A 22,616-nucleotide genomic window follows, 5' to 3' on the forward strand; every position below is an offset into this window, starting at 1 on the left:
ATTTTTTACTGCCTGGCAGCATATAAATTAGTACTTTTGCCTGATGAAAATAAGCGGAGAAATAATAGTGATAGAAGATGATCAGGATGACAGGGATTTTCTTAAGGATATTTTCGACAGTCTGGGTTATCCAAACAAAATTGTGTTTTTTGAAGATTCTTCCAAGGTACTGGACTACCTCTCAGATGTAAGGGTAAACCCCTTTATGGTTATCTCGGATATCAATATGCCCAAACTCAATGGTTTTGAGCTTCGCGGTAAAATACTTCAGGATGAGCAGGTCAATAAAAAATGCCTGCCTTACATCTTTTTATCCACCTCGCAGAATCCCCAAAATATAGCACAGGCCTACAGTCTTTCAGTGCAGGGGTATTTTAAAAAACAGGAAAATTTTTCCCAGTACAGGGAAATGATAGACAGGATCATTCAATACTGGCTGGTGAGCCTGACCCCTTTGCCTGTTATTTGAGAATTACGGTGCTGTTTTGAATTGATCCCTGCTGTGATGCAAGGACAATTGACGTATTAATTTTAAAAGCTGGCAGGGAAATAGAGATAAAAAACGCTGCCGGTGGAGTTTCTTTTTGCAGGGTCAGGGTTTACAACCCAACACTTATTCCCTATATTGACATTTTTTGAAACTGTACCGTAAGTTTGCCATGGTATCATTAAAAAAAAATATTGCAAAACGTTTGGTCTTTTAACACCCTTATGCTATGTCTTTTTTCTGGCTGTTAGTATGGTATGGATGTCCATTTGGGTCTTTGATATTTTATATTCTGTTTTGAATATTTGAAGTTCCTGAAATTTATTCTGCAAAAATTTTGTTTTTAAGTCCTCTAAATTATAATAATAGAAGTAAATCCTTTCCCCGCTGCTTCCAGACTGAAAACCGGACCTGTCCGGGTCCCCTTCCACAAAACTCATATAAATCAGTCCGTTTTCACTCAGCAGATCATAACAGTCGCCGATGAGTTTTCGGCTGTCCGCAGGCGATAAATACGGCAGGCAGAACCCGCAGACTATGGCGTCATATTTGGTTTTGATCTGGTCAATCTCCCTGCTGTCCATTACTTGGAAACGGGCTGTGGGATTATTCGCTTTTGCAAGCTCTATCATGTTGGGGGCAATGTCGATGCCAAAAACAGCAAAGTCGGGCCGTTTTGATAACAGGTACTTTGTAATATTTCCAGGGCCGCAGCCAATTTCCAGAATTTTCGGGTCTGTTTTATCCATTGAACTGCATACAAAGTCATAAGTTTCATTATACAGGTCCAGGTCCATAAACCTGTCCTGATACAGTGAAGCGATCTTGTTCCAGGTTTCAAATGTTTCCTTGTATGGGTCCATTATCGTGTTGTGTTAAAAAATGATATATAAAGTTTTGTAAGGGTAAATAGTTTACAGCTTATCAAACTCAGGTATTTTAGCTAAGCTAAAATACTATTAAAAATAAAAATACACCAAAGAGGTAATTTTTTTGAAGGACAGCAAAGACATAAAAAAAAACTTAATTTTTTTGGAAGTTTTCTGGGGCGGTGATAGAGGGACTATGGCTGCAGTTTTTACCGGTGTGCCGCAGATTTCAAATTACTCGTTGTAAAGCTGCAGTTTATCCCGAGTTTTGAGCAATAGGTTAATTACGCAATACCGTATGATTTATTTTGATCAGGCCCTTTAGGGTGATACAGCTTTCATCTGTCGCCGGATTAAGGACAATATATCTCTGATCCTCCAGCGCGATCAGCGCATCGAGTATTTTTGCCTGGTTTTGCCTTTGGGCAGCAATATTTTCTTTAAAGGTTCTCAGGACATTGTAAGGGGGGATTACAACTGCTGTGAGCTCTTCCAGCGTGAAGGTTTTGGGATAGCTTGCGGCAAGTTTATTGAGTATGCTATCAGAATAATGGGATGATGTTTCCAAGATGTACTAGTTTAAATAATAACACAATAGCTTTGAATAAAGATACGAAGATCTGATAATTATTTAAATGATTTTAAATGTTTTCCCTGATATCCGATTTGAAATGCGGATATAAAAAGGGCTGATTACACAATAGCACTGAGATTTTTAATTCTCCAGGGTTATTCGTTTATTTTATCCTTGTGGTGCTCGTTTAGCCATTTTTCCATTCGCTGCAAGAGCTGTACTTCTTTAGGGTCGCCCTGCGGATTGGAAAGCCCAGTGATGGTCCTATGGAAATAAAACTTTTTATCCTCAAAGCGGCAGGTGAATTTTGGCACCTCGTTGTGGATCACCAGCCATTTGTCCCGGTCTGTACTTTTAATTTCAAACTTCTTCATTTTTCTTACTCTGCAGAGCAGCTGCAGGTACTTAAGTGTTATTGTTGTATACTGTTTTAATGCTGCATTGTAAACCACAAAATTAGAGGATTATTGCCCTTGTTTTGTTATATAATTTACAGCAGGGCATATTTTTTTGATGCCGCTAGTTATCGCTGAGATACATCGAGGTAGTAAGAATTGCTTACGGAATCTAATTCGGAAGATTAGCATCGTGAATTGTATGCAATATTAGTTTTTAGGTTTGATATTATTTTTTTGGAGCTTTTCCCGCTATCCGTTCCAATCTTTTGTGCCCAGCATCGGCACAAAAGGATTTTCACTTCTATCGGGGCTAGGGTTGCCGGAGAGCCCTGTTTTGTGTTGGAGAACTGTACATCCAAAAAAAATTGTATTATTATTTCATAATATAATTTGTGCCATTATAAAAACGAAATAGAAAAGGGTTTATTTTTCTTAAACTGGCTAGATTATTAAGGAATATTTTAAAGCAAGGTATAACGGAAACAAGATAGATTATTCTTTAGAATGTACATGCTATTGCCCGAATCAATTCTTGGTTGAAATTATTTTTAATAAAAGTTTGTAATAAGTGTAAGTTTTTTAGCTTTTTATCAACCAATAGTTAAAACCTAAATTATTATGGAATTAGAAAATCACTTATGGAAGATAAATTTACTGATGAGGTACTTAGGCATCAAGGATTGATTCACAAGATTTGCAGGATGTACCGCGATAGCAGCGAGGACCAGGAAGATCTTTTTCAGGAAATTGTATATCAGCTCTGGAAATCCTATCCCCAGTTTCAGGGCAAATCTAAAATCACAACCTGGATGTATCGAATAGGATTAAATACCGCAATGGCCGCTTTTAGAAAACCAACGGTGAAGATAGACCACTGCGGTGTCATGGCCGAACAAAAACTGTCGCAGGAACCTCAAGGTGATTCGTGGAAAGAAGATTTACTGTTTGCCGCTATTCGGGAACTCGACCAGGACGAAAGGGCATTTATCGCACTTTACCTGGAGGATTTGAGTTATGCGGAAATTTCTGAGGTCATTGGGATTTCCCAAAGCAATGTGGGTGTTCGTCTCAACCGGATTAAAACAAAACTTAAAACAATTTTAAATAAATAATTATGGATTTGGAAAATTTAAAATCAGCGTATCAAAACAAGCAAAAAACGGGGTTCTCTAAAGAAGGTATTCTCAAAATGATCTCAAAAAGCAACCCTCCCGCATCAAAAAGCATAAGGGTGCAATTAATTATAGAAACTGTTTTCTGGACTGTCTTTACAGCTGTATATTATGATATTTTTGACGGTCATTTAAAACCTGTCCTTTGGAACTTCTTACTTCTGGCAGCGGTTTGTTTTATATTAACCCACAATGCCTTGGGATTTAAATTAGTAAATAATCCCATAAATGGAGAAACTATTGTGGAATCTTTGAAGAATTACCAAGGCAGGATCAAAACCTATGCTATGGTTTCGATAGTCAGCCGTGTTTTGGCTATTGCGATACTTTTGGGATATTTTATGTCAACGATAACGCTAACCAATCAAAAAATAGTTTCTTTGGGTTTTATAGCTTTTATCTTTCCTGTCCAAATTTATCTCTTGAACCGGGTGTGGAAAAACAGGAAAGACCAGATAAATAAAGTACTGGTGAGACTGCAGGAATAAATCCTTTTATGGTTTATCACAATATTGAGCATCAAAGTTCTTGGTTTTTATAATCTTACAGGTAATACTAGGCTGCTAAACCAAATGAAGTATACTCCATAAATCTCTAGTATATTGAATTTTTATTTATAACATTTAGGTAATGAATATATAAGTAAACAAGGTGATTTTATAAAAAAAAAAAGTAAATTTAACAAGACTCTAAAAATAGCAACGATGATAAAATTTTGGTTAATTACAATTTCGATCTTTATTCTCTCAACCTATATACTGGCTAAAGTAACTTTAAAATCAAATAGGGAACAAACCGGTGAGAGGATCTGGCGTTATGGGAATGGAAGGTCTGTTTATTGGCGTTTACTTACTTTGTGCAGTATTGCAATAACTATGGCACTAATGTTTGTTTTTTATTGGATAGGAATACCCATTGTGTAAAAACATTAAACAGGCTGTTATTTCTGCTCCTGAATAACTGATTTTTCAAACACAAGACCATTTTTAAATTAAGCCGAAGTCCCGGCTTGATGGTAGCGCGCGTTGGCTGTTGGTTGTCTTATTTTCTTTCGCTTTTTTGTTTTAATAATTGTCTAATTGACGTTAAATGTCCAAACAATACAATTGGAACTATAAAAGTTGGCAACCAACTAAATGGAAAATTCAAAATCGCTATGTTGGGTTGTTCAAAAGCAAATTTTTGTATTGGTGATGGTGCTGAAAATAAAGCATTCACAACAATATTTATTAAAAGTCCAAGACAAATAAAGTTCCATATCAGTATTGCATTTGGGTTAATTTTCATTTTAGTCAAACCAAAATAAGCAATGACCGGAGCTGTTATTCCTACTATAATGTCAAAGTTCCGGCCTTCAAAAGTCATAAGCTGCGGAATTGCTTTGTTGAGAAAAAGCCAAAACAAAACTATTTCAACCGGTACCCTAACAATGTTTAAATAGGTCAAGTTTTTGAGGGGCAAACTGTCAATAAATTGTCTTCCTTTTAAAGTTGCAAACAATAGAATGATTGTCAAAATAGTTGGTAAGATCCCTATCAGCATTATTTTTGGCGGCAAGGAGTTTGTGTCAGTGTTATAAATACTTTCTAAAGTTAAAACAGCTTGAATAATCAGCCAAATTGTAAGACCGATAGAAATTGTTGCTGTTTTTTTTCGGGTCAATTCAGAATTCGAGCTTCTAATAGTCCAAATGAAAAGTAGTAAAGTCGCAACTGTTGTAATTACAAAAGCCAGTGATATGTATGCAGGTAAATTCTCTATCATTTTTTCTGTTTGTTGATTCTTTGCAGTTTTATCTACAATGACGGCTAACCCATTTTTACCAGCCATAAAATGGCAGAAATACTAGTTTTTTTAGCTGGCTTTGTGCAATTAGTCATTGCTTTTTTTAGCGAATATAATAATAAACTAGATCTCTTAGCTGCGCAGCAATAGGTACCAATGAGCTATTTTAATTACCTTGGCCGCTGTAACTATAGCTGGAAATCAGCTGATTTAGTTTTAGGATGGATTGATCCAGTATCTGGAATTTTTGCGCGAAACTGATTGGAGTGGTTATCGTGGTTATCATGGTCAATTGTATATAATATTATTTTTTTTAGGTTTGATATTGTTTTTTTAGGAGCTCTTCCCACTATGCGTTCCAGTTTTTGTGCAGAACCCCGGCACAAAAGGATTTCCACTGCCATCGGGGCTAGGGCTGATGAGTAGCCCTTTTTGTCTTGCACAACTTCAAATTCGAACCCGTTTTCATTTGAACTTATACATAACTGATCAATTATCTTATCTTCAATTTCGTGTCTTTAATAATCATTCAGATTTACCATAATTAGCCCTTGCTACTTTGAATTGGTCAACAGAATTAGCGATCCAGTACCAGAGTGGGGTTACCTTAACCAGCAAACCTCGTCCCAGATGAGTCAATTCATATTCTACTCTTGGTGGTACTTCCGGATAAACAGCTCTTGAAATTAATCCGTCGCGCTCTAGTTCGCGAAGGCATTTTGTCAGCATCTTTTGACTTATTCCGGTAATATGTTTTTGAAGATTGGAAAATCTCATTCGACCATCTATGCCTAAAGCGTGTATGATAAATAGCGACCACTTGTTTCCAACGTGATTTAATATATCACTCTTAAGATCATCATTGTCTTTATTTAGAACTTTACAAATATCATCCCATGCATTTACAATTTCATCATCAGTCATAAGTCTTTCCATGTATTTTAATTTATGTTTTAAGGCACATATGCTTTAATTATCTGTATTGAAAATTTTATCTGCGTATAAAGGTAGAATAATATACTTATAATGTTATTTCTAAAATTAGATGCTAATTAAATATTGCTCTTAATTTTTGGAAATACAATAAATACAAATTACCATGGTGTTAATTTATATATAAAGTTATAAGTAGTGGCGCTGGTATTCAAAATACTAACCTGTAAGTAACTAACATACATGCCAGTGCCTTATTGTTTTAAAACTTTGGCTGCCATAATTTTGTAGTTGAAAACGTATTTAGAAAGTTTAAAGTTTTCAAAAAAAGAATATTTCCAATTAACATATTTTTATAAAAACATGGAAAATAAATCAGTTTTAGTTTTGGGAGCTGGCGAACTAGGTTTGCCGGTAATCCGTAATTTGGCTCAAAAAGCGAAAAAGAACAATACAACCATTACAGTGCTGCTTCGCAAGGCAACTATTGAATCAGAGGAATTTGAAAAGAAACGAAATATTGACGAATTGAAAGCTGTGGGGGTAGAATTGCTTGCGGGGGACCTTTCGGCTCCTTGCTCAGAATTAGTTTCAATTTTTAAAAATTACGATGCTGTTGTTTCCTGTACAGGATATGGCACTGGCGCTGGTGGATTTCAGCTAAAACTGACCCGCGCGGTGCTGGAAGCTGGAGTAAAACGTTACTTTCCATGGCAATTCGGTGTTGATTTTGAAGTTATAGGCCGTGGCAGTGCACAAGATCTATTTGATGAGCAGCTGGATGTACGTGAGCTTCTTAGAGCACAAAATGCTACAAAATGGGTTATTATCTCTACGGGATTATTTACAAGTTATTTGTTTGAACCCTTTTTTGGTGTTGTAGATTTAGATAAAAAAGTTGTAAATGCACTGGGGAGTTTAGATACGGCAGTAACCGTTACCACTCCGGATGACATAGGGATGTTAACTGCTGAGATCTTTTTCGAAGAGCCGGTAATCCAGGACAGTATTGTTTACATTGCCGGTGATACCATTACTTACGGAGAATTGGGTGATGTTGTAGAGTCGCTGTCAGGACAAAAATTTGAACGTACCGTTTCTAATACAGAGGAGTTAGCAAATGATTTGAAAAATGATCCGGGAAATTTTGTTTACAAGTACAGATCTATTTTTGGCAAGGGGAAAGGTGTATCCTGGGACTTTAATACAAGCTTTAATGCTCAGAAAGGAATTAAAACCACTGCTGCCAAAGCATGGGCGAAAAAGAATATAGATTGGAGTTGCAGTAAAATTTAATTATAGTATGTAGTATCTTATGCTATTGATTCAAAAATCTGAAATACATTTATGTCATTTCAGATTTTTGAATCATAGAGAACTTTCCAAGAAATAAAAAATAGCGCTTAAAGAATTATAATAAAAAAAAGTTTACGAGAGCCCGATATTTAAAGTTAATCCGCTTAAAACTAAATCTCTTTAGACTCAAAGACTCAATTATTGCTATTCTTGTGGTGAAATAGAATAAAAAAATAAACTCAACATTAAATACATACCGATGAAAATTACATATTACGGACATGCTTCTTTAGGAATTGAAGTAGGAGCAAAACATATTATTGTGGATCCATTTATTACAGGAAACCCTTTAGCGAATGCAATCGATATCAATATACTTAAAGCAGATTACATCCTGCTCACGCACGCTCATTACGACCATGTTTTAGATGTTGAAGAAATTGCAAAGAATACGGACGCAGTGATTGTTTCAAATCCTGAAATCACTACTTATTATGAAAAAAAAGGTTTCAAATCGCATTTTATGAATCATGGCGGAAGCTGGAAATTTGATTTTGGAACCCTAAGGTATGTAAGTGCTGCTCATTCAAGTAGTTTTCCCGACGGTACTTATGGCGGAAACCCTGGAGGCTTCTTGATAGAAACTCAAAGCAAAAACATTTACATTGCCGGTGATACTGCATTAACGTATGATATGAAATTGATTCCGCTTCGTACAAAATTAGATTTAGCTATTCTTCCAATTGGAAACAACTTTACAATGGATGTTCAAGACGCCATTGTGGCTTCAGATTTTGTAGAATGCAACAAAATTATGGGGTATCACTACGATAGTAATCCATACATTGAAATCAATCATGAAGAATCTATCGTCAAATTTTTAGACAAAGGAAAAAGAATTGCTTCTTTTGGAGGTAGGTGAATCATTAGAATTGTAGCAAAGAGGTCATTAAGGTTATTCACGTCACTACCCTAAAATTACGGTATTATACAATGTTTTAATTTTGTTTTATACCAAGAACTTTATCAGTTCTGTCGCATCTAAAGCTAAGTTTTATCTTTGCCTTTTTAAATTCTTAAACTCATGAATACTAAAGGTCATTGCTATCCGAAATCTATTATACTGCAGGCAGTATATTTTAAGCTTAGGTCTGCATTAAGCTATCGGGATGTTGAAGAGATCATGAAAATGCGAGGAGTTCATGTTGATCATGCTACTATTCAGCGCTGGGTTTTTAAGTTTACACCTTTGCTTGAGTCAGAGATGAAGAAGAGAAAAGGTAAAGTAGGTACAAGCTGGAGATTGGATGAAACCTATATCAAAGTAAAAGGTATTTGGTGTTATTTATATAGAACAGTAGATAAACTAGGCAATACGGTAGACTTTCTTTTGACCAGAAGAAGACAAAGAATGAGCGCTCAGTCTTTTCTAATAACTGCATACGAAGAGTAATAAACATTGATAAAAGCGGTTCTAATACCGCAGCGATCAAAGTCTATAACAAGCGTTCGTTCTCAAAGATTAAAATTCGGCAGTGTAAATATGGCAACAATATTGTAGAACAGGACCATCGATTTATAAAATGGAGGATACAAAACGGGTTAGGCTTTAAAAGCTTTGAATCGGCTAGGCGAACATTGAGCGGAATTGAAGTTGTGCATATGCTTAGAAAGAATCAGATGGTCAAACCAGGGAAATTTATGTTTAAATCATTCTGTAAACTGGCGTGCTAAATTTTAAATTAGTTAAATTCTTATATTTGATTCTGATAGATGCGACAGAACTAAATACTTTGTAAATTAAATATATAATCAAAAATATAGACATTTTTCTTATGAAACTAAGACTTACAATAATGATATTTTGCTATAATTTTTTTTTTGCATTTAGTCAGAACTCAAACTCTTTACAAGTACAAAAAATTGATATTGAGAAACTAGCTTCATTATGCAAAGTGTGGGGTTTTTTAAAATACTATCACCCTAACGTTGCTAATGGTACTTATAATTGGGACGACCAATTATTAACAATTATACCCAAAGTTGAAAAAGCCGAAAGTAAAGATGAATTATCTAAAATTTATTTGGATTGGATTAAAAGTTTAGGAGAAGTTAAGCTTTGCAAATCTTGTGATACTGAAACTAAAAAAAAATATTTTGATAAGAACTTTGACCTTTCATGGACTCAGGATAATGATATGTTTTCTGCTGATTTGTCTAAAGTATTAAAGTACATTCAACTGAACAGATTTCAGGGAAAAAATCATTATGTAGCAATGACCAACAGTGGGAGTATTGAAGTTAAAAATGAAACTGAATATAAAAACTTTGAATTTCCTGAACAAAATTTAAGATTATTAAGTTTATTCAAATATTGGAATACTGTAGAGTATTTTTTCCCATATAAATATCAAACTGATCAAAATTGGAATGCTGTTTTGAGTGAAATGATTATAAAATTCAAAGAAGCTAAAAATAAAACCGAATATCAATTGGTTCTTTTGGAAACCGTTGTAAAACTTGATGACACTCATGCGACTTTTTATTCGGATAGTATTAATGCTTTTTTTGGAAGGAAGTGTATACCAGCAGCATTTAAAATAATTGATGAGAAAGCAGTTATAACAGAATTTTATGATGATTCTTTATCTATTTTAAATGACTTAAGAATTGGAGATGTCGTAGAAAAAGTTGATGAAAAAAGTATAGGCGATATTCTTAAGGAAAAAATAAAATACATTAGCGGGTCAAATTATAAAACAAAATTAAGAAATGCATATTGGCTAATATTCAACGGTCCAACAGATTCTGTAAAAATATCTTTAAATAGAAATGGAGTTTTACTACAAAAAATGGTTGGGCGCTATCTTTTCAAAGATTTTAAACAAAAAAGAAAAGTTGAGCAAAAATATAAAATATTAGAAGGAAATATTGGATATGTTAATATGTCTTATTTGCATATGAAAGATGTGGAAAAAATGATGTTGGAAATGGAATCGACCAATGCAATTATTTTAGATTATAGGGAATTTTTGAATTTTACGCCATATGTTATTGCAAGAAGATTGATACAAGCAAGGAAAGAGTTCGTAAAATTTATTGAACCAGACCTGTCATATCCTGGAAGATTTACTTGGAAAATGGATCTAATTGATCCTATGAAAAATAAATATTATGGAGGCAAAGTCATTGTACTAGTAAACGAAGAAACACAGAGTTCTTCAGAATATGCGACAATGTTATTACAGGTTGCTGATAAAGTGAAAACCATAGGAAGTCAAACTGCCGGAGCAGATGGTAATGTCTCTCAAATTGAATTTTTAGGTTTTAAATCAAAAATGAGTGGTTTAGGTGTCTTTTATCCTGATGAAACTGAGACACAACGAAAAGGAGTTAAGATAGATATAGAAGTTCTTCCGACAATCAAAGCAATTCAGGAAGGTAAAGATGAGGTTTTAGAAAAGGCGTTAGAATATATAAAAAAGTGAAATAATATTAATCCTTAAATATAATAACACGAGCGAAGCGAACTGGCGAAGCAATCGGGGCTAGGGCTGCTGATCAGCCCTGTTTTGTCTTAGAGAGATGCAAATTGGCCCATAACAATCAAATAAAAAAATATTTATCTAAAAGCAATTTTATGTTTTCTGTTTTCAACTTTAAAGTTATAATTCTAATACTAATTTAGAATGACCAATTTTCACTAGTTCTTTCAATGTTGCAGAGCTTGTACCATTAATTTTCAATGTTATTTGTACATTTTGATTCTTTGCTAAATTGACAAAATCTTTTAAATGTGCTGAACTGAATTTCCCTGTTACAGTTAAATTACCTCCAAGTTTTATTAACTCTTTTATTGTTGCAGATGTATAAGCCATAATATTAATTTTCTATATTTTCTTTTTAAAGATAAGGGTTGTTATTTACGTTTTTTCTCAAAATATCGCATAATGTTCTAAAGATGCTTCCAAATTAAATTTTAAATTTACTGGCTGAAACAAAATTAAGAAAGTTAATTACTTATCTCAATATGTTCACATGAAAGTTACTCGCCCATTTTAATGAAGAACTTAAACATATAAATGTACATACAATTAGAAGAATATTTTAAAACAAGAACTGAAATTGACGATAAGACACTTTCTCATATCTCTTCCTACTTTAAAATTAAAAAGACCAAAAGGAACGAATTTCTGTTGGAAGAAGGCGAAATTTGCAAACATTTCTTCTTTGTAAATAAGGGTTGTATACGACTTTTCAACATTAACAACAATGGAGAAGAAGGAACGAGATATTTTCATTTTGAGGATTCTTTTGGAACCGCGTTACCAAGTCTCATCAATCAAACAGCGTCGTACGAATTTATGCAGACTATTGAACCTTCGGAATTGTTGGTTATAGAACGTGACGACTACTTTCATTTGGTTGAAACTGTTCCACAGTTTGCTTTTATTTACAGAGAAATTCTGGAATCAGCATACCTAAAGTCTCAGGAACGTATTTATTGTTTTCAAAGTTTAGAAGCCATAGAAAAAGTTCGTTGGGTTTTGACAAATCAATCAAAATGGTTGACAAGAATATCAAATAAAATGGTTGCATCTTATTTAGGACTTACCCCTCAAACATTAAGCAGATTAAAATCAAAGCTGTAAAAATGTGAACATAGGACAATGTTTACAAAAAATACTCTGGTCATCTTTGTACTTCAACAAACAATAAAAAAGTTCAAATATGATTTTAGTAACTACGCCGACAGGCAACACAGGCTCAATGATTCTACGACAATTAATAGAGCGAGGACAACAGGTCAGAATTTTTGTCAGAGATCCCGAAAAAATATCAGCTGACATTTTAGAAAAAGTAGAAGTTTCAACCGGCTCTCTACTTAATGAATCTGAATTTACAGAAGCATTGCAAGGATGCGACACGCTCTATTTTTGTGTACCTCAGAGCAACACGCAAGAAGATGTAAATGCCTACTACGAAAGCTTTGCTAACGTAGCTTCAAACGCAATTAAAAATGCAGGCACAGAAAGAGTTGTTTATTTGTCAAGCGGTGGGAAGGAAAGCAATTTGCAGGCAGGTCTTATAACAGCACTCCATAAAGGTGAAGATATCATCAATCAGTCAGGTGCATCAGTCAGGGCATTGCGCTGCCCTGTATTTTACGAAAGCATTTTGTATCAAATTACATCATTAAAAAAAACGGGAATGTTCTTTTTGCCCATCGACGGAAATTACAAAATGCCACAAGTTGCGGTAAAAGACATTGCGTCGAAAGCTGTAGAACTTCTAATTGATAAAACCTGGGCAGGTGTAGAAGGATATGCGATTCAGGGTCCGAAAGATATCAGCTATAGCGACATTGCAATTCAACTGAGTGAATTGACAGGCAAACCGATCCGTTTTCAGCAGGTTTCAAATGAAGACTATATTAAAACACTATTAGGACAACACCATACATCGGAAGCATTTGCATTCTCTTTAACTGAAATGCTGACGGCAATTGGTAATGGCCTGTATGATGCTGAGCCGAGAACAGATGATACTACGACAACAATTAAGGACTGGATGATTGAAAATGTAGTTGATAAAATAAAATAAGGCTGAACAAAGAAGAAACCTGCAAATGGCATTGGTAACTTAACTTTACATTTATCCTCTTTTGAATATTTTATTTATTTTTGATACCTGCCAATCGACAGTTTTACATTATAATTATGGCAGAAATTCTGTTCTGCATCACTTATCAAGTTATTTAAGAAATCAAAAGAGGATAAATACAAACAAAACAAATAGATTATGATCAAAGTATGTATTGCAGGAGGAGCAGGTTGGGCTGGTTCCGAACTGAGCAAAGAAGTTTTAAACCATACAAACATGCAACTTGTTGGAGCACTTTCGAGAAACAACAAGGGCGAAAATTTAGCTGAAATACTTAATTTAGGCTCCAGAAATATTCCAATTTTCGAAGATATGGAAGCCACTTTGTCAACAGTAGATTTCGATGTTTTAGTGGATTAAAAAAACCAATAATGTAGACAATTGAGATAATAATTCATATGATTGCCAAATTTTTGGAGCAAAAAGTATCAAGTACATCAAATGTCTGATATGGTATGTTCTAATTTTTAAGTATTAATTTCTTTTTCTCAGTTTTCTTTTTTGTTAGTTTTTTCTTTTGAAAAAAATCGCTTAAAGCTTTTTCTTCAGCTAATGTTAGAGAACTTAGTCCACCAATACTGTCTATATCTAAATCTAATTTTTTAGTTTTCATAATTATTTATTTTGAAAATATTTATTGATTAATTTCAAAGCTGATTTTGTTTCAATTATCATAATTCTACCACCGAAATGGAATGCTCCAAGTGTTTTTTCATAATGATCAACTAATTGCGATTTTGAAAGAAAAGAAACATTTCCATCGTGACCGCGCTGAAAAGATAATTTACAAGCATAAGCAGCCAGATTACCAGCTGCACCAGCATAAACCTTTGTTTGTCCTTTATTGAATGGAGCACTTTCAACAAGATGCATATAGACATGATCTGACTTAACTTCTAAGCTTGAAGACCTTGAATTATTTTTGAATTTCCAAAAATTGTAAGTTTATAAACATCTCTAATTGGATTTTTAAATTCATTCCAATTAAAAAGCCAGCCGTTTTTCTTTGTTAAAGACTTTAAATCAGAATTTTGGAGCTTGTAGAATAGAAATTTCAGTCTGAAAACTATCTCCGGTAATCACGTTTTCTATTGAGTTTGTTAATTTGCCAATTATAAAATCGAGTCCTGATTCTGCTTCTTTATCCATACTGCTAATTTAATGGATATAATCTAATTTTGAAAACATTTGAAGATAGAAAATAAATTCTGCCGGCCCTCTCGAGAGAATTGCTGGACTGTAATAGTTTCGAACCTAAACTTGTTAGAGCCTTATTTTGTTATGGTTTTACTTTTTAAAAATGCAATGTGCCACGATTCTGCCACAAAACTTAATTTAAGGTTTTAAACCTAAATAAAAGTGCTATTAAGTGCGAAGGACTCGAACCAATGTTCTTCGATAATGATCTTGGAGTGCTGCTGTAAAACTTAGTTGATTGGTTGTTTTTTCTTTTTCTGTTATTTCTTTTAGATTTTTTCTTTAGATTTTGGTCGATGATAGGGGTGATGGATGGAAAGCAAGAATAAAATAGTATCAAATTTTTCAATATTGCCACTTGACTGCAGGTTTTTAAGACATTTGGACAATAAACTATAAGTGTAAATAATTTATACTAAAAGTGTAATTTATTATCTTTGTAAGGATGAATAAAAATCTCTATATAATTGCAGGCTGTAATGGTGCTGGCAAGACTACTGCTTCATTTACAATACTTCCGGAAATACTAAATTGTAAGGAGTTTGTAAATGCGGACGAAATTGCTAAAGGACTTTCGCCTTTCCAGCCTGAAAAGGCTGCCTTTGAATCGGGAAGAATAATGCTCCACAGAATCAATGAATTAATGGCAAATGATGAAGTCTTCGGCTTTGAAACGACTTTGGCCACAAAAAGCTATAAAGCGAAAGTGATTTCGGCTCAGGAAAAAGGATATAAAGTGGTTCTTTTATTTTTTTGGCTCGATAGTGTTGACCTGGCAATTGAAAGGGTCAAGACGAGGGTTCAGGAAGGAGGACACAATATTGAAACCGATGTTATTAAACGCAGATATAAAAACGGAATAACTAATTTGTTTGCTATATATTTGCCTATAGTTAATGAGGCATTGATTTTTGACAATACAGCTGTAAAAGCTGAATTGATAGCACAAAAAACTTTAGGCAATGATATTGAAGTTATAAATGAAATCAAGTTCGATAAACTCACAAAGAACCAATCATGAGAGAATACAAATCAACAACGACGCCAACTCAGAAGAAGATTATAGAGGCAATGGATAAAGTTTCTGAAAAATTAATTGAGTTTAAAAAGAAAAATAACAGCGATCTGGTTGTTATGCAGGATGGCAAGATTGTAAGGATAAAAGCCAGTTCTTTATAAAAAGTATAGCTCTAAGCATCGAGAGCTCTCAGAAATGAGGGCTGTTTTATCTTTCTATCTTTAGTAACTTAGTGTTTTTTCTTTTTCGTATCTAAAGTTTCGAACCTAAATTCGTCAGGCTTTGATATAGCTGATTTTTCATTTTTTCAAATTCCGATGTGCCGCGATTCGGTAGTGTTTCAAAGTTAGTGATATGAGATCTAACATTTGTAACGTATTGAAATAGAATAAATATGAGCAAAAAATAATTTAAAGATGAGCAGTAATGCTCATCTTTTTTGTTTTAATATTGCCTTAAATGAGCTAAAATGAGTAAAAATTCGACATGGTGTTCCAGAGTTAGTGATGATGTAAATTGTCCAAAATGTAACGAGAAAAAGGTTGTTAAAAATGGGAGGACTAAAAATTATAAACAGCAGTACTACTGTAAAATGTGCTGTCACCGTTTTATAGAAAGTTATACAAATCAAGCTTACAAATTAAATACAAACAAAAAGATTATCCAATTAACCAAAGAGGGATTAGGAATAAGAAGCACGGCAAGAATATTAAATATTTCTACTACAACATTATTGAAAAGAATCGTATCAATTGCCAGCAGTATTACTAAACCAATTATCAGCAAAGGCAAAACTTATGAAGTCGATGAGCTGTGCACTTATATCAGACACAAGAAAAATTATATCTGGCTGGTTTATGCATTGGAAAAGAATTCTAAAAAAGTTGTGAGTTTTAATGTTGGGAAACGAACCAATAAAACGCTGAACCGTGTTCTGGAAACTCTAAAATTATCTGATGCCAAAAAGATATTTACGGACAGATTAAAAAACTATCGATATTTGATCGAAGAGAAACTACATTCAGTAAAACGTTTTGGGACAAACCATATTGAAAGGAAAAATTTGACACTCAGAACTCATCTTAAAAGATTAAACAGACGGACAATCTGTTTCAGTAAAAGTTTAGTTGTTTTTACTGCTGTTTTAAAGATTTATTTTTGGACTTGATTTTTTAAATAGTTAAATATCTTGTTGAATAATTTACCCTAACGAGACTCGAACCATTTTTCCTTGAAAATACAGGGCGTTTAGATTTTTAAGAAATTGAAATAAAATTTATCAAACGGCAAAAAAGCCTGAAAAATCTTGATTTTTCAGGCTTTTGCTTTAACCTTGTAGCCCTAACGGGACAATTCTCGAACCATTTTGTGGATGATTTAAATAAAATAAATATCAAGCAATATTAAATTTTTCGGTTCAAATCCGATAACTGTCAATATAAATATTATTAAATACAGATCCTGATGCTACAAAATTCGAACCTTTTGTTGGAAGATTTAAAGATTTTAAATGATGTCTAATTTTGCTGTTTGAATGTAATATCACTGTTAGTTAGAGTGCGTTCCCACCAATTCATAAATGTAGCAAGAGCACCGAAATTTACATTAATGTTAATATGAAAAGTATCCAATAAATAAAAGTCCGTTTGGTGGTTTATGAAATAAAAATCCTATTTTTGAAAACAAATAAATACTGACATTTGTCAGACATAGCACCCTAATTTAGGGTGTATAAGTCTGATATAGTCAGACATATATACAAGTTACCAGCAATAGAAAACAACTCCCGGCTTAAAATGAAAATATCTAAAACCATATTAGAAATTATTTTACCTATTACAATTGGGACGATAATTTTTATATCATACTTTTTGATCATTGAAAAATTAACAAGTGAGCCAGAATTAGAACCGTGTGAAAGATATGAACTTAGTAGTATTGTCTATTTAATATTTGCATTTGGTATTATATTGATTTCGAGTTTGTATCAAATAATTGTGGGGAATTGGATTCTAAGAAGAAACAAAAACAAGTTTATGTTAAACATAGTTAACAGCATTATTTTTGGTGCATTTTTTACGGTAATATTTACTGGAATGGAAGTGTTTAATGGAAAGGCAATTGAAGTAGAATTTTGCACTGGATTTTTTTTAGTGATGGTAATTTTGGGATTGATATTTTCAGTATTGAAAAGCGTTTTCGAAAAACTCTTGAACAAAGTTTGAGAAATAAAATCTACTGCTGGTAACAGCCACTACAACGGATTTGGGCATTAGGCTGAATGGAAAGATGGTTTGGTATTTGGGATGATTTGGCAAATCCGAAGAATGGGCTTAATTTAGTCCCAAACCCGCTGTAGTGCCAAGACGTTAGCGGTTATGTTACCAAAAATCACGAACAAATGAAAAACAAAGCATTAGACATTTACGAACTAGAGAATATTGAGGATTGTATTCCTACAATAGAAGAAATGTATAAGTTTAAATTTGAAGATAGAGAAATTCAGAACGTGAAAAATTTCGATGAATTTTGCGACTTAATAATATCGAAAATTGATTTTGAGAATATTGAAAGTTGTACTTCTCAACAAGCGTTTTATAAATTGCGAAATTCATTAATTGAAGAGAAAATATCTGAAAAAGAAAAAATAAAACTAGAAACTAAACTTACAGAAATATTTCCAAGAAAAAACCGAATTAATCTTGTGAAAAAAGTCGAAAATAATATTGGTTTCAAGTTAAATCTACTTTGTCCTCCGAACTTTATATCATATACTTTAATCATACTTTCTGTAATTTCTTTTACTTTAGTTTTTATAAATTTTAAACTTGGGATTTCAGGAATAGTAATTTCAATTTTTGGTTTTTATTTGGGCAGTAGGTTTGGAAGGGAAATTGAAATCGAAACTATTAAAGAGTTGGTAGAAAAAATCACTTTAGAAAATTACCTTGAAGTAAGAACACAAAAAAATACTGTAAATAAGTCTGAATTGAAAAACGTAATAACAAATTGGTTTGTTGAAAATTCAGGGATAGAAAAAGAAAAGTTGATAACAGCGACTTTCGGATAACACAAGAAACACAACCGCTAACAGCCACTACAACGGATTTGGGCAGTTGGCTTAATGGAGAGATGGTTTTGTATTGTGATGATTTGGCAAATCCGAAGAATGGGCTTAATTTAGTCCCAAACCCGCTGTAGTGCCAGAACGTTAGCGGTAATGCTGGCAAAACACCGAACGATAAGAAAATGACAGAATTTAAAGAAATAAAACAACTTTTTGGCATAACTGAAAAAAACGGATTTTCAGAAGAGGAAATTTTTGTGTTTAAAAATATTTGTGAGAATATTCCAAAAGTTCTTTCTGACTATTATTCGCAATTGGGGAAAATAAAAGAACTAAACAACACCCAAGACCAACTTATCGAACCCCAAAAATTAAAATTGTCTAAAAATAAAGATTTTCTAATTTTTTACGTTGAAAATCAATGGGCTTGTGTTTGGGGAATTGACAAAAATGACTTAAATATTGACAATCCACCAGTTTATATGAGCTATGAAGAACAGGAATGGAGTAAAGAAACAAATTTGTTAACTGATTTTTTAAAAGCAATGGCAAATCTTCAAGCTGTTTTTGCTCTTCAATTTAGTTCAGATGAATTTGCATATATAAATGACGAAGAACTTAAAATTATTAAAGAGAACTTTAAAAAACGAGACTTTTCATTCTCACAATGGATTGGTATTGAATTTTATGGGAATTTTGAAAACGATGTAATTGCAGTTCAGAGAAATACTGATTATTATGACTTAATTTATGCTTCTAATAACGAAGAACAATTTGTAGAAATGAATAAAATATTGAATAAACTTGGAGTATAAAAGCACTACCGCTAACAAGGGTTTTGCGTCAGGCGGGCTGAAGTGCAAAATTCAACGGCAGTTTTCAATTAAACTTTAGTAATAAAACCAGCTTTTGTGCTTCGAAATCCCGCCCGAACACAAAGCCCCAAACCGTTACCAGCAAGCACCAAGCAAATTCAGAAATCTAACACAATACTGAAATGTTTAATCGACTATTTAAGAAAAAAAGAAAACAACTTTCGAAAGTTGAATTTTGGGAAAAGTATGAGTTTTTTGAACTAATTGCTGACTTGCATCTAGCAGAAAAATTATTATCCGAATTTAAAGGAGGGTATTGTAGAAAGTTTGACTCAGCCGAAGATTTTCACAAAGCTCTAATAGACGGAATTTTTGACGTTGAGTTTGATAACGTACCAGATTTTACTCAAATATGGAATTGGTTTGCTCCTACTTGTGAATGGGATAGTTTTGCAGGAATCGAAGGATTTGAATTAGGAAACAGAATTTTTATGAGAACTGATTATTGGAAAAAGAATCACGACTTTGTTTCTGGAACAAAGGTTTCTGTAAATGGAGAATTTGGAGTGATCATAAAATCAGAACTTGACAAGCCAAATTTATTTGGAACTATACGTTGGGATACAGCTAAAGAAAATGATACTGAAGATTGGAATGGAATGTTTGGAACATTTACAAAGATTGGTGGAAAAATAATTGACCAAAATCATATATTTAAATACATCAACGATGATGGAACTAAAAAAACGATAACAGACTAAAAAGCCAGCTGGTAAAAGCCGTTTGGCGAGATTGGGGTTTTAGGCTGAAATTAAAGATGGTTTTGTATTTGGAAGATTTGGCAAATCCGAAAGATAACGCTGATTTAGTCCCAAACTGCTTGTCGCGCGAGAACGTTATGCGTCAGTTTAGAACAATAGAGTGCTGAAAAGAAACAAAAAATTCACAAACTTTTAAAAATGTTACTAAGTTTTAAGGAACAAATTATTGAAGATTTTCTAATTCCTTCATTTATCTTAAACGAGGGCGAAATTGTTATTATTGAAATTCCTAACGGTGTAAAATTTCAAAAAATATCATTAAGATTAATTGAAAATATAACCGAATTATGTTTAGAAATTAAGTATGTAGAGCATTTTAAAGAAAATTATTTTTTAAGTAAATTGTTTCCAACAACAATTGGTCAATATTTAAAAAAATGTGATGGAAATTCAACTTACAAGAATAAAATTTACGAGATTGAATGGATGAAACCTCAAATCAAAATCAATTCAATTGCGGGCGGATATAGAAGATTGTTGTCATTGTACAAAACTTTGACTTTTACAAAAAACATAATAATAGATTTAGTTGGCGTTGACCCGATTGGAGGTGTTGAGATTTATAAAATATTAAAACAAAACCAAAGGGAAAATGGAAGTGCAATTTTATTTGACTCTTGCAATGAATTTGAAAAAGATTGCACAAATTTCATTAGAGCAAAATATATAGGAACTGACGAAAGATATAAGAATTATAACGAAATAATGGCTGATAAATAAACGAACGCATAACAGCTACAACGCATTTGGGCAATTGGCTGAATGGAAATATGGTTTTGTATTTGGGATGATCAACCCCTAGTGGGACTCGAACCAAATTCTCTTGAAAACACAGGCCTTTAAATTTTCCAGAAACTGAAACAAAACTTATCGAACCAAAAAAAAAGCCTAAGAAATCTAGATTTCTTAGGCTTTTAATTTTTACTAGTAGCGGGAACGGGACTCGAACCTGGTAACGAAATTGAATAAATAAAATAAAAACAGCCTAGTAATGTTTCGAACTTAAGGTCTCAAGTTGTTGTATTACAGTTTTTTATAATGTTTGTGAAAATTGGTGCACCGATTCTGCACCTAGATTAAATTATATCTATTTCAATATTTTATTCATAAAAATGTTTTCACTAAGTTTCTAAAAGTTTTGAGCCTAAGCTTCTTAGAATCTTATTTTCCTTAGTTTCTAATTTTTAAAAATGCAATGTGCCACGATTCTTACACAAAACTTATATGGGTGAGATATCTATAAACACAACCTTAATTTGCGGCAAAAAGGTATCAATGCCAATTAAAATATTATTCTAAAAGGCAGTTTATTAGTAATGACTTTAACTAGTAAAAACGGCTTTGTAGGAAATAAATAATAGTGTGATACCAGCGACAGCAACATTTAAGCTAACACCATCGAGTAAAGTGAGTAATTCAGGTTTAAAAGCACACCCTAATAATGCTAAACCAGTAGGTAATGCACTTCCAGCTAAACCTTTATTAATTATATATTCTAAATCTCTACTTCTTCCTGCGGGAACTTGTAAAAATAATGATATAATAGCAAAGATTATGAAACAACCTACAGTTAGCGCATTCAGATAAGTTAATAAGTTAGTAATTAAATTAGTACAAAATTCACTCACTTGATTTTGATTTGTGTTTAAACTTTCTGAGAATTAATTCTATTAAAACTGGAGAAATCATCACAAGTATTATTTCCATTCCAAAAACCACTCTTGCAGACAATGCTAAGACCATTTCTATTATTCTCCCAAAATTCAATAATTCAAGGACACTAGCAAAAAAAGTCATTGTGCCGACAGATGTTGCAAGTTTGTTTACTGAAATAAAACTAAATCGAGTATGTTTTCTTTGACCAATCATGGGTGCTAATATAATAATTATTATAAAGGTAATAATTAAAATTCATGAAAAATATTTTTCATTTTATATAGATTTGTTAAAGTTTATAAATTAACGTTATAGTACTACAAACGTTCGGAAATTTATAGAGCATACTAAAATCTTGGCTTCTTGGTTTTTTATATTTTGAATTATTAAATGTTATAATCTCTTGCATCTTATTTTTGTTACAAAACTTTGACTTGGGAAATATGATTAAAAATCCCTCGGGATACCCTAGATGCGGCATGTCAATTCTATTTTTTTAAGACGTATTTTTCCTCCGCTTTCTTTAATCGAGAAAAACATCATCAAGTTTTTTGATAAAAAAATCATCTGGCTTAGCGAAAAAAAACGAATCATATTAGGATAAATGTTCAATATTTTTGTCATCTGCCATCGTGCTCCTGTTATTGTCAGTATTAAATCTAACATTGTTTTGTTGTCTTTAATTAAAATTTAAGTTTGTGTAATGTTATTTTTATTTTAAACAGACAATAAATTAATAACAAGAAGAAGAGAATTTATTATGTTTTTCTGTAAATTAGCTCTGTACGGAAAATAGCTTTCCATTTCCGCAACATCACTTTTAGAACCGAAACGTCAAGCTGTAAAATTCAGGTATAGACAGCA

General features: G+C 32.8%; 28 protein-coding genes and 1 pseudogene. 18 read left to right on the top strand and 11 right to left on the bottom strand.

Going from position 1 to position 22,616, the window contains the following annotated elements; genetic code table 11:
* The first annotated feature begins 43 nt into the window (after positions 1–43).
* Positions 44–469, top strand: a complete 426-nt coding sequence (locus B0A68_RS10900) for a response regulator (protein ID WP_035688637.1) — start codon at positions 44–46, stop codon at positions 467–469.
* A gap of 245 nt (positions 470–714) precedes the next feature.
* On the opposite strand, the gene B0A68_RS10905 is transcribed toward B0A68_RS10900, so the two are convergent.
* The 3 genes from B0A68_RS10905 to B0A68_RS10915 form a co-directional block, all read right to left on the bottom strand.
* A complete protein-coding gene (locus B0A68_RS10905) occupies positions 715–1,350 on the bottom strand; it encodes a class I SAM-dependent methyltransferase (RefSeq protein ID WP_035688638.1) in 636 nt (211 codons plus the stop codon).
* Positions 1,351–1,636: 286 nt separating this feature from the next.
* On the bottom strand, positions 1,637–1,924 hold the full coding sequence (locus B0A68_RS10910) for a hypothetical protein (RefSeq protein ID WP_035688640.1): 288 nt from the start codon (positions 1,922–1,924) through the stop codon (positions 1,637–1,639).
* Between the two features lie 161 nt (positions 1,925–2,085).
* Entirely contained in the window at positions 2,086–2,304 is a 219-nt protein-coding gene (locus B0A68_RS10915) for a hypothetical protein (RefSeq protein WP_035688642.1), read from the bottom strand.
* Positions 2,305–2,966: 662 nt separating this feature from the next.
* On the opposite strand from B0A68_RS10915, the gene B0A68_RS10920 reads away from it, so the two are divergent.
* Together B0A68_RS10920 and B0A68_RS10925 are read left to right on the top strand one after the other, a co-directional pair.
* A complete protein-coding gene (locus B0A68_RS10920; protein ID WP_035688644.1) occupies positions 2,967–3,440 on the top strand; it encodes an RNA polymerase sigma factor in 474 nt (157 codons plus the stop codon).
* Between the two features lie 2 nt (positions 3,441–3,442).
* Positions 3,443–3,988 (top strand): hypothetical protein, encoded by a 546-nt coding sequence (locus B0A68_RS10925; RefSeq protein ID WP_035688650.1) that lies wholly within the window; start codon positions 3,443–3,445, stop codon positions 3,986–3,988.
* Between the two features lie 553 nt (positions 3,989–4,541).
* Here B0A68_RS10925 and B0A68_RS10935 read toward each other — a convergent pair.
* Together B0A68_RS10935 and B0A68_RS24880 are read right to left on the bottom strand one after the other, a co-directional pair.
* Positions 4,542–5,330, bottom strand: a complete 789-nt coding sequence (locus tag B0A68_RS10935; RefSeq protein ID WP_240475302.1) for a 3'-5' exonuclease — start codon at positions 5,328–5,330, stop codon at positions 4,542–4,544.
* A 480-nt stretch (positions 5,331–5,810) separates the two neighbouring features.
* Positions 5,811–6,062, bottom strand: coding sequence for a winged helix-turn-helix transcriptional regulator (locus tag B0A68_RS24880; RefSeq protein ID WP_240475304.1), 252 nt, complete (start codon positions 6,060–6,062; stop codon positions 5,811–5,813).
* 447 nt (positions 6,063–6,509) lie between these two features.
* Here B0A68_RS24880 and B0A68_RS10950 point away from each other — a divergent pair, with 447 nt between their 5' ends.
* The 4 genes and pseudogenes from B0A68_RS10950 to B0A68_RS10965 all read left to right on the top strand — a co-directional run bounded on the left by B0A68_RS10950 (position 6,510) and on the right by B0A68_RS10965 (position 11,002).
* The gene (locus B0A68_RS10950) at positions 6,510–7,514 is read left to right on the top strand and encodes an aromatic alcohol reductase (protein ID WP_240475305.1); all 1,005 of its coding nucleotides are present in this window, start codon (positions 6,510–6,512) and stop codon (positions 7,512–7,514) included.
* 259 nt (positions 7,515–7,773) lie between these two features.
* Positions 7,774–8,452, top strand: a pseudogene (locus B0A68_RS10955) (metal-dependent hydrolase).
* A 146-nt stretch (positions 8,453–8,598) separates the two neighbouring features.
* Positions 8,599–9,248, top strand: a protein-coding gene (locus B0A68_RS10960) for an IS6 family transposase (RefSeq protein ID WP_394332272.1) whose coding sequence is annotated in 2 segments (ribosomal slippage) — positions 8,599–8,944 and positions 8,944–9,248 — 651 coding nt in all. Because the reading frame shifts where the segments join, the coding sequence is not laid out codon by codon here.
* 101 nt (positions 9,249–9,349) lie between these two features.
* Complete coding sequence (locus B0A68_RS10965) at positions 9,350–11,002, top strand: S41 family peptidase (RefSeq protein ID WP_035688654.1); 1,653 nt, start codon at positions 9,350–9,352, stop codon at positions 11,000–11,002.
* 177 nt (positions 11,003–11,179) lie between these two features.
* On the opposite strand, the gene B0A68_RS10970 is transcribed toward B0A68_RS10965, so the two are convergent.
* Positions 11,180–11,392, bottom strand: coding sequence for a hypothetical protein (locus B0A68_RS10970; protein WP_035688656.1), 213 nt, complete (start codon positions 11,390–11,392; stop codon positions 11,180–11,182).
* A 204-nt stretch (positions 11,393–11,596) separates the two neighbouring features.
* On the opposite strand from B0A68_RS10970, the gene B0A68_RS10975 reads away from it, so the two are divergent.
* The 3 genes from B0A68_RS10975 to B0A68_RS10985 all read left to right on the top strand — a co-directional run bounded on the left by B0A68_RS10975 (position 11,597) and on the right by B0A68_RS10985 (position 13,538).
* On the top strand, positions 11,597–12,166 hold the full coding sequence (locus B0A68_RS10975; RefSeq protein ID WP_035688658.1) for a Crp/Fnr family transcriptional regulator: 570 nt from the start codon (positions 11,597–11,599) through the stop codon (positions 12,164–12,166).
* A gap of 79 nt (positions 12,167–12,245) precedes the next feature.
* Positions 12,246–13,118, top strand: a complete 873-nt coding sequence (locus B0A68_RS10980) for an NmrA family NAD(P)-binding protein (protein ID WP_035688660.1) — start codon at positions 12,246–12,248, stop codon at positions 13,116–13,118.
* Positions 13,119–13,316: 198 nt separating this feature from the next.
* Entirely contained in the window at positions 13,317–13,538 is a 222-nt protein-coding gene (locus B0A68_RS10985) for a Rossmann-fold NAD(P)-binding domain-containing protein (RefSeq protein ID WP_035688662.1), read from the top strand.
* Positions 13,539–13,638: 100 nt separating this feature from the next.
* Here the strand turns inward: B0A68_RS10985 and B0A68_RS24450 are convergent, their stop codons facing one another.
* From B0A68_RS24450 to B0A68_RS24770, 3 genes are all read right to left on the bottom strand, one after another.
* The gene (locus tag B0A68_RS24450; protein ID WP_165571361.1) at positions 13,639–13,791 is read right to left on the bottom strand and encodes a hypothetical protein; all 153 of its coding nucleotides are present in this window, start codon (positions 13,789–13,791) and stop codon (positions 13,639–13,641) included.
* 2 nt (positions 13,792–13,793) lie between these two features.
* A complete protein-coding gene (locus B0A68_RS24700) occupies positions 13,794–14,051 on the bottom strand; it encodes a hypothetical protein (RefSeq protein ID WP_240475307.1) in 258 nt (85 codons plus the stop codon).
* A 150-nt stretch (positions 14,052–14,201) separates the two neighbouring features.
* Positions 14,202–14,327 carry a hypothetical protein gene (locus tag B0A68_RS24770; RefSeq protein WP_262486766.1) on the bottom strand — a complete coding sequence of 42 codons (126 nt, stop codon included), beginning with the start codon at positions 14,325–14,327 and terminating at the stop codon, positions 14,202–14,204.
* 493 nt (positions 14,328–14,820) lie between these two features.
* Between B0A68_RS24770 and B0A68_RS10995 the strand changes: the two genes are divergently transcribed.
* From B0A68_RS10995 to B0A68_RS11025, 8 genes are all read left to right on the top strand, one after another.
* On the top strand, positions 14,821–15,396 hold the full coding sequence (locus tag B0A68_RS10995) for a zeta toxin family protein (RefSeq protein WP_035688664.1): 576 nt from the start codon (positions 14,821–14,823) through the stop codon (positions 15,394–15,396).
* Positions 15,393–15,554: a hypothetical protein gene (locus tag B0A68_RS24455; RefSeq protein ID WP_165571362.1), complete on the top strand. Its 162-nt coding sequence runs from the start codon at positions 15,393–15,395 to the stop codon at positions 15,552–15,554. Before B0A68_RS10995 ends, B0A68_RS24455 begins: the two co-directional genes overlap by 4 nt.
* A 308-nt stretch (positions 15,555–15,862) precedes the next feature.
* Complete coding sequence (locus tag B0A68_RS11000) at positions 15,863–16,561, top strand: IS1 family transposase (protein WP_035688665.1); 699 nt, start codon at positions 15,863–15,865, stop codon at positions 16,559–16,561.
* Positions 16,562–17,189: 628 nt separating this feature from the next.
* Positions 17,190–17,618: a hypothetical protein gene (locus B0A68_RS11005; RefSeq protein WP_035688667.1), complete on the top strand. Its 429-nt coding sequence runs from the start codon at positions 17,190–17,192 to the stop codon at positions 17,616–17,618.
* Positions 17,619–17,794: 176 nt separating this feature from the next.
* On the top strand, positions 17,795–18,463 hold the full coding sequence (locus B0A68_RS11010; protein ID WP_035688668.1) for a hypothetical protein: 669 nt from the start codon (positions 17,795–17,797) through the stop codon (positions 18,461–18,463).
* Between the two features lie 179 nt (positions 18,464–18,642).
* Positions 18,643–19,275, top strand: a complete 633-nt coding sequence (locus B0A68_RS11015) for a hypothetical protein (protein WP_035688669.1) — start codon at positions 18,643–18,645, stop codon at positions 19,273–19,275.
* A 182-nt stretch (positions 19,276–19,457) separates the two neighbouring features.
* Positions 19,458–20,036: a hypothetical protein gene (locus tag B0A68_RS11020; RefSeq protein ID WP_035688670.1), complete on the top strand. Its 579-nt coding sequence runs from the start codon at positions 19,458–19,460 to the stop codon at positions 20,034–20,036.
* Positions 20,037–20,234: 198 nt separating this feature from the next.
* Positions 20,235–20,816 carry a hypothetical protein gene (locus tag B0A68_RS11025; RefSeq protein WP_035688671.1) on the top strand — a complete coding sequence of 194 codons (582 nt, stop codon included), beginning with the start codon at positions 20,235–20,237 and terminating at the stop codon, positions 20,814–20,816.
* A 602-nt stretch (positions 20,817–21,418) separates the two neighbouring features.
* Here the strand turns inward: B0A68_RS11025 and B0A68_RS24325 are convergent.
* On the bottom strand, positions 21,419–21,724 hold the full coding sequence (locus B0A68_RS24325) for a hypothetical protein (RefSeq protein ID WP_123947495.1): 306 nt from the start codon (positions 21,722–21,724) through the stop codon (positions 21,419–21,421).
* A 496-nt stretch (positions 21,725–22,220) separates the two neighbouring features.
* Positions 22,221–22,418: a hypothetical protein gene (locus B0A68_RS11040; RefSeq protein ID WP_035688674.1), complete on the bottom strand. Its 198-nt coding sequence runs from the start codon at positions 22,416–22,418 to the stop codon at positions 22,221–22,223.
* Positions 22,419–22,616 lie beyond the last annotated feature (198 nt).

Source organism: Flavobacterium reichenbachii, from assembly GCF_002217435.1.
Classification (GTDB): Bacteria; Bacteroidota; Bacteroidia; order Flavobacteriales; family Flavobacteriaceae; genus Flavobacterium; species Flavobacterium reichenbachii.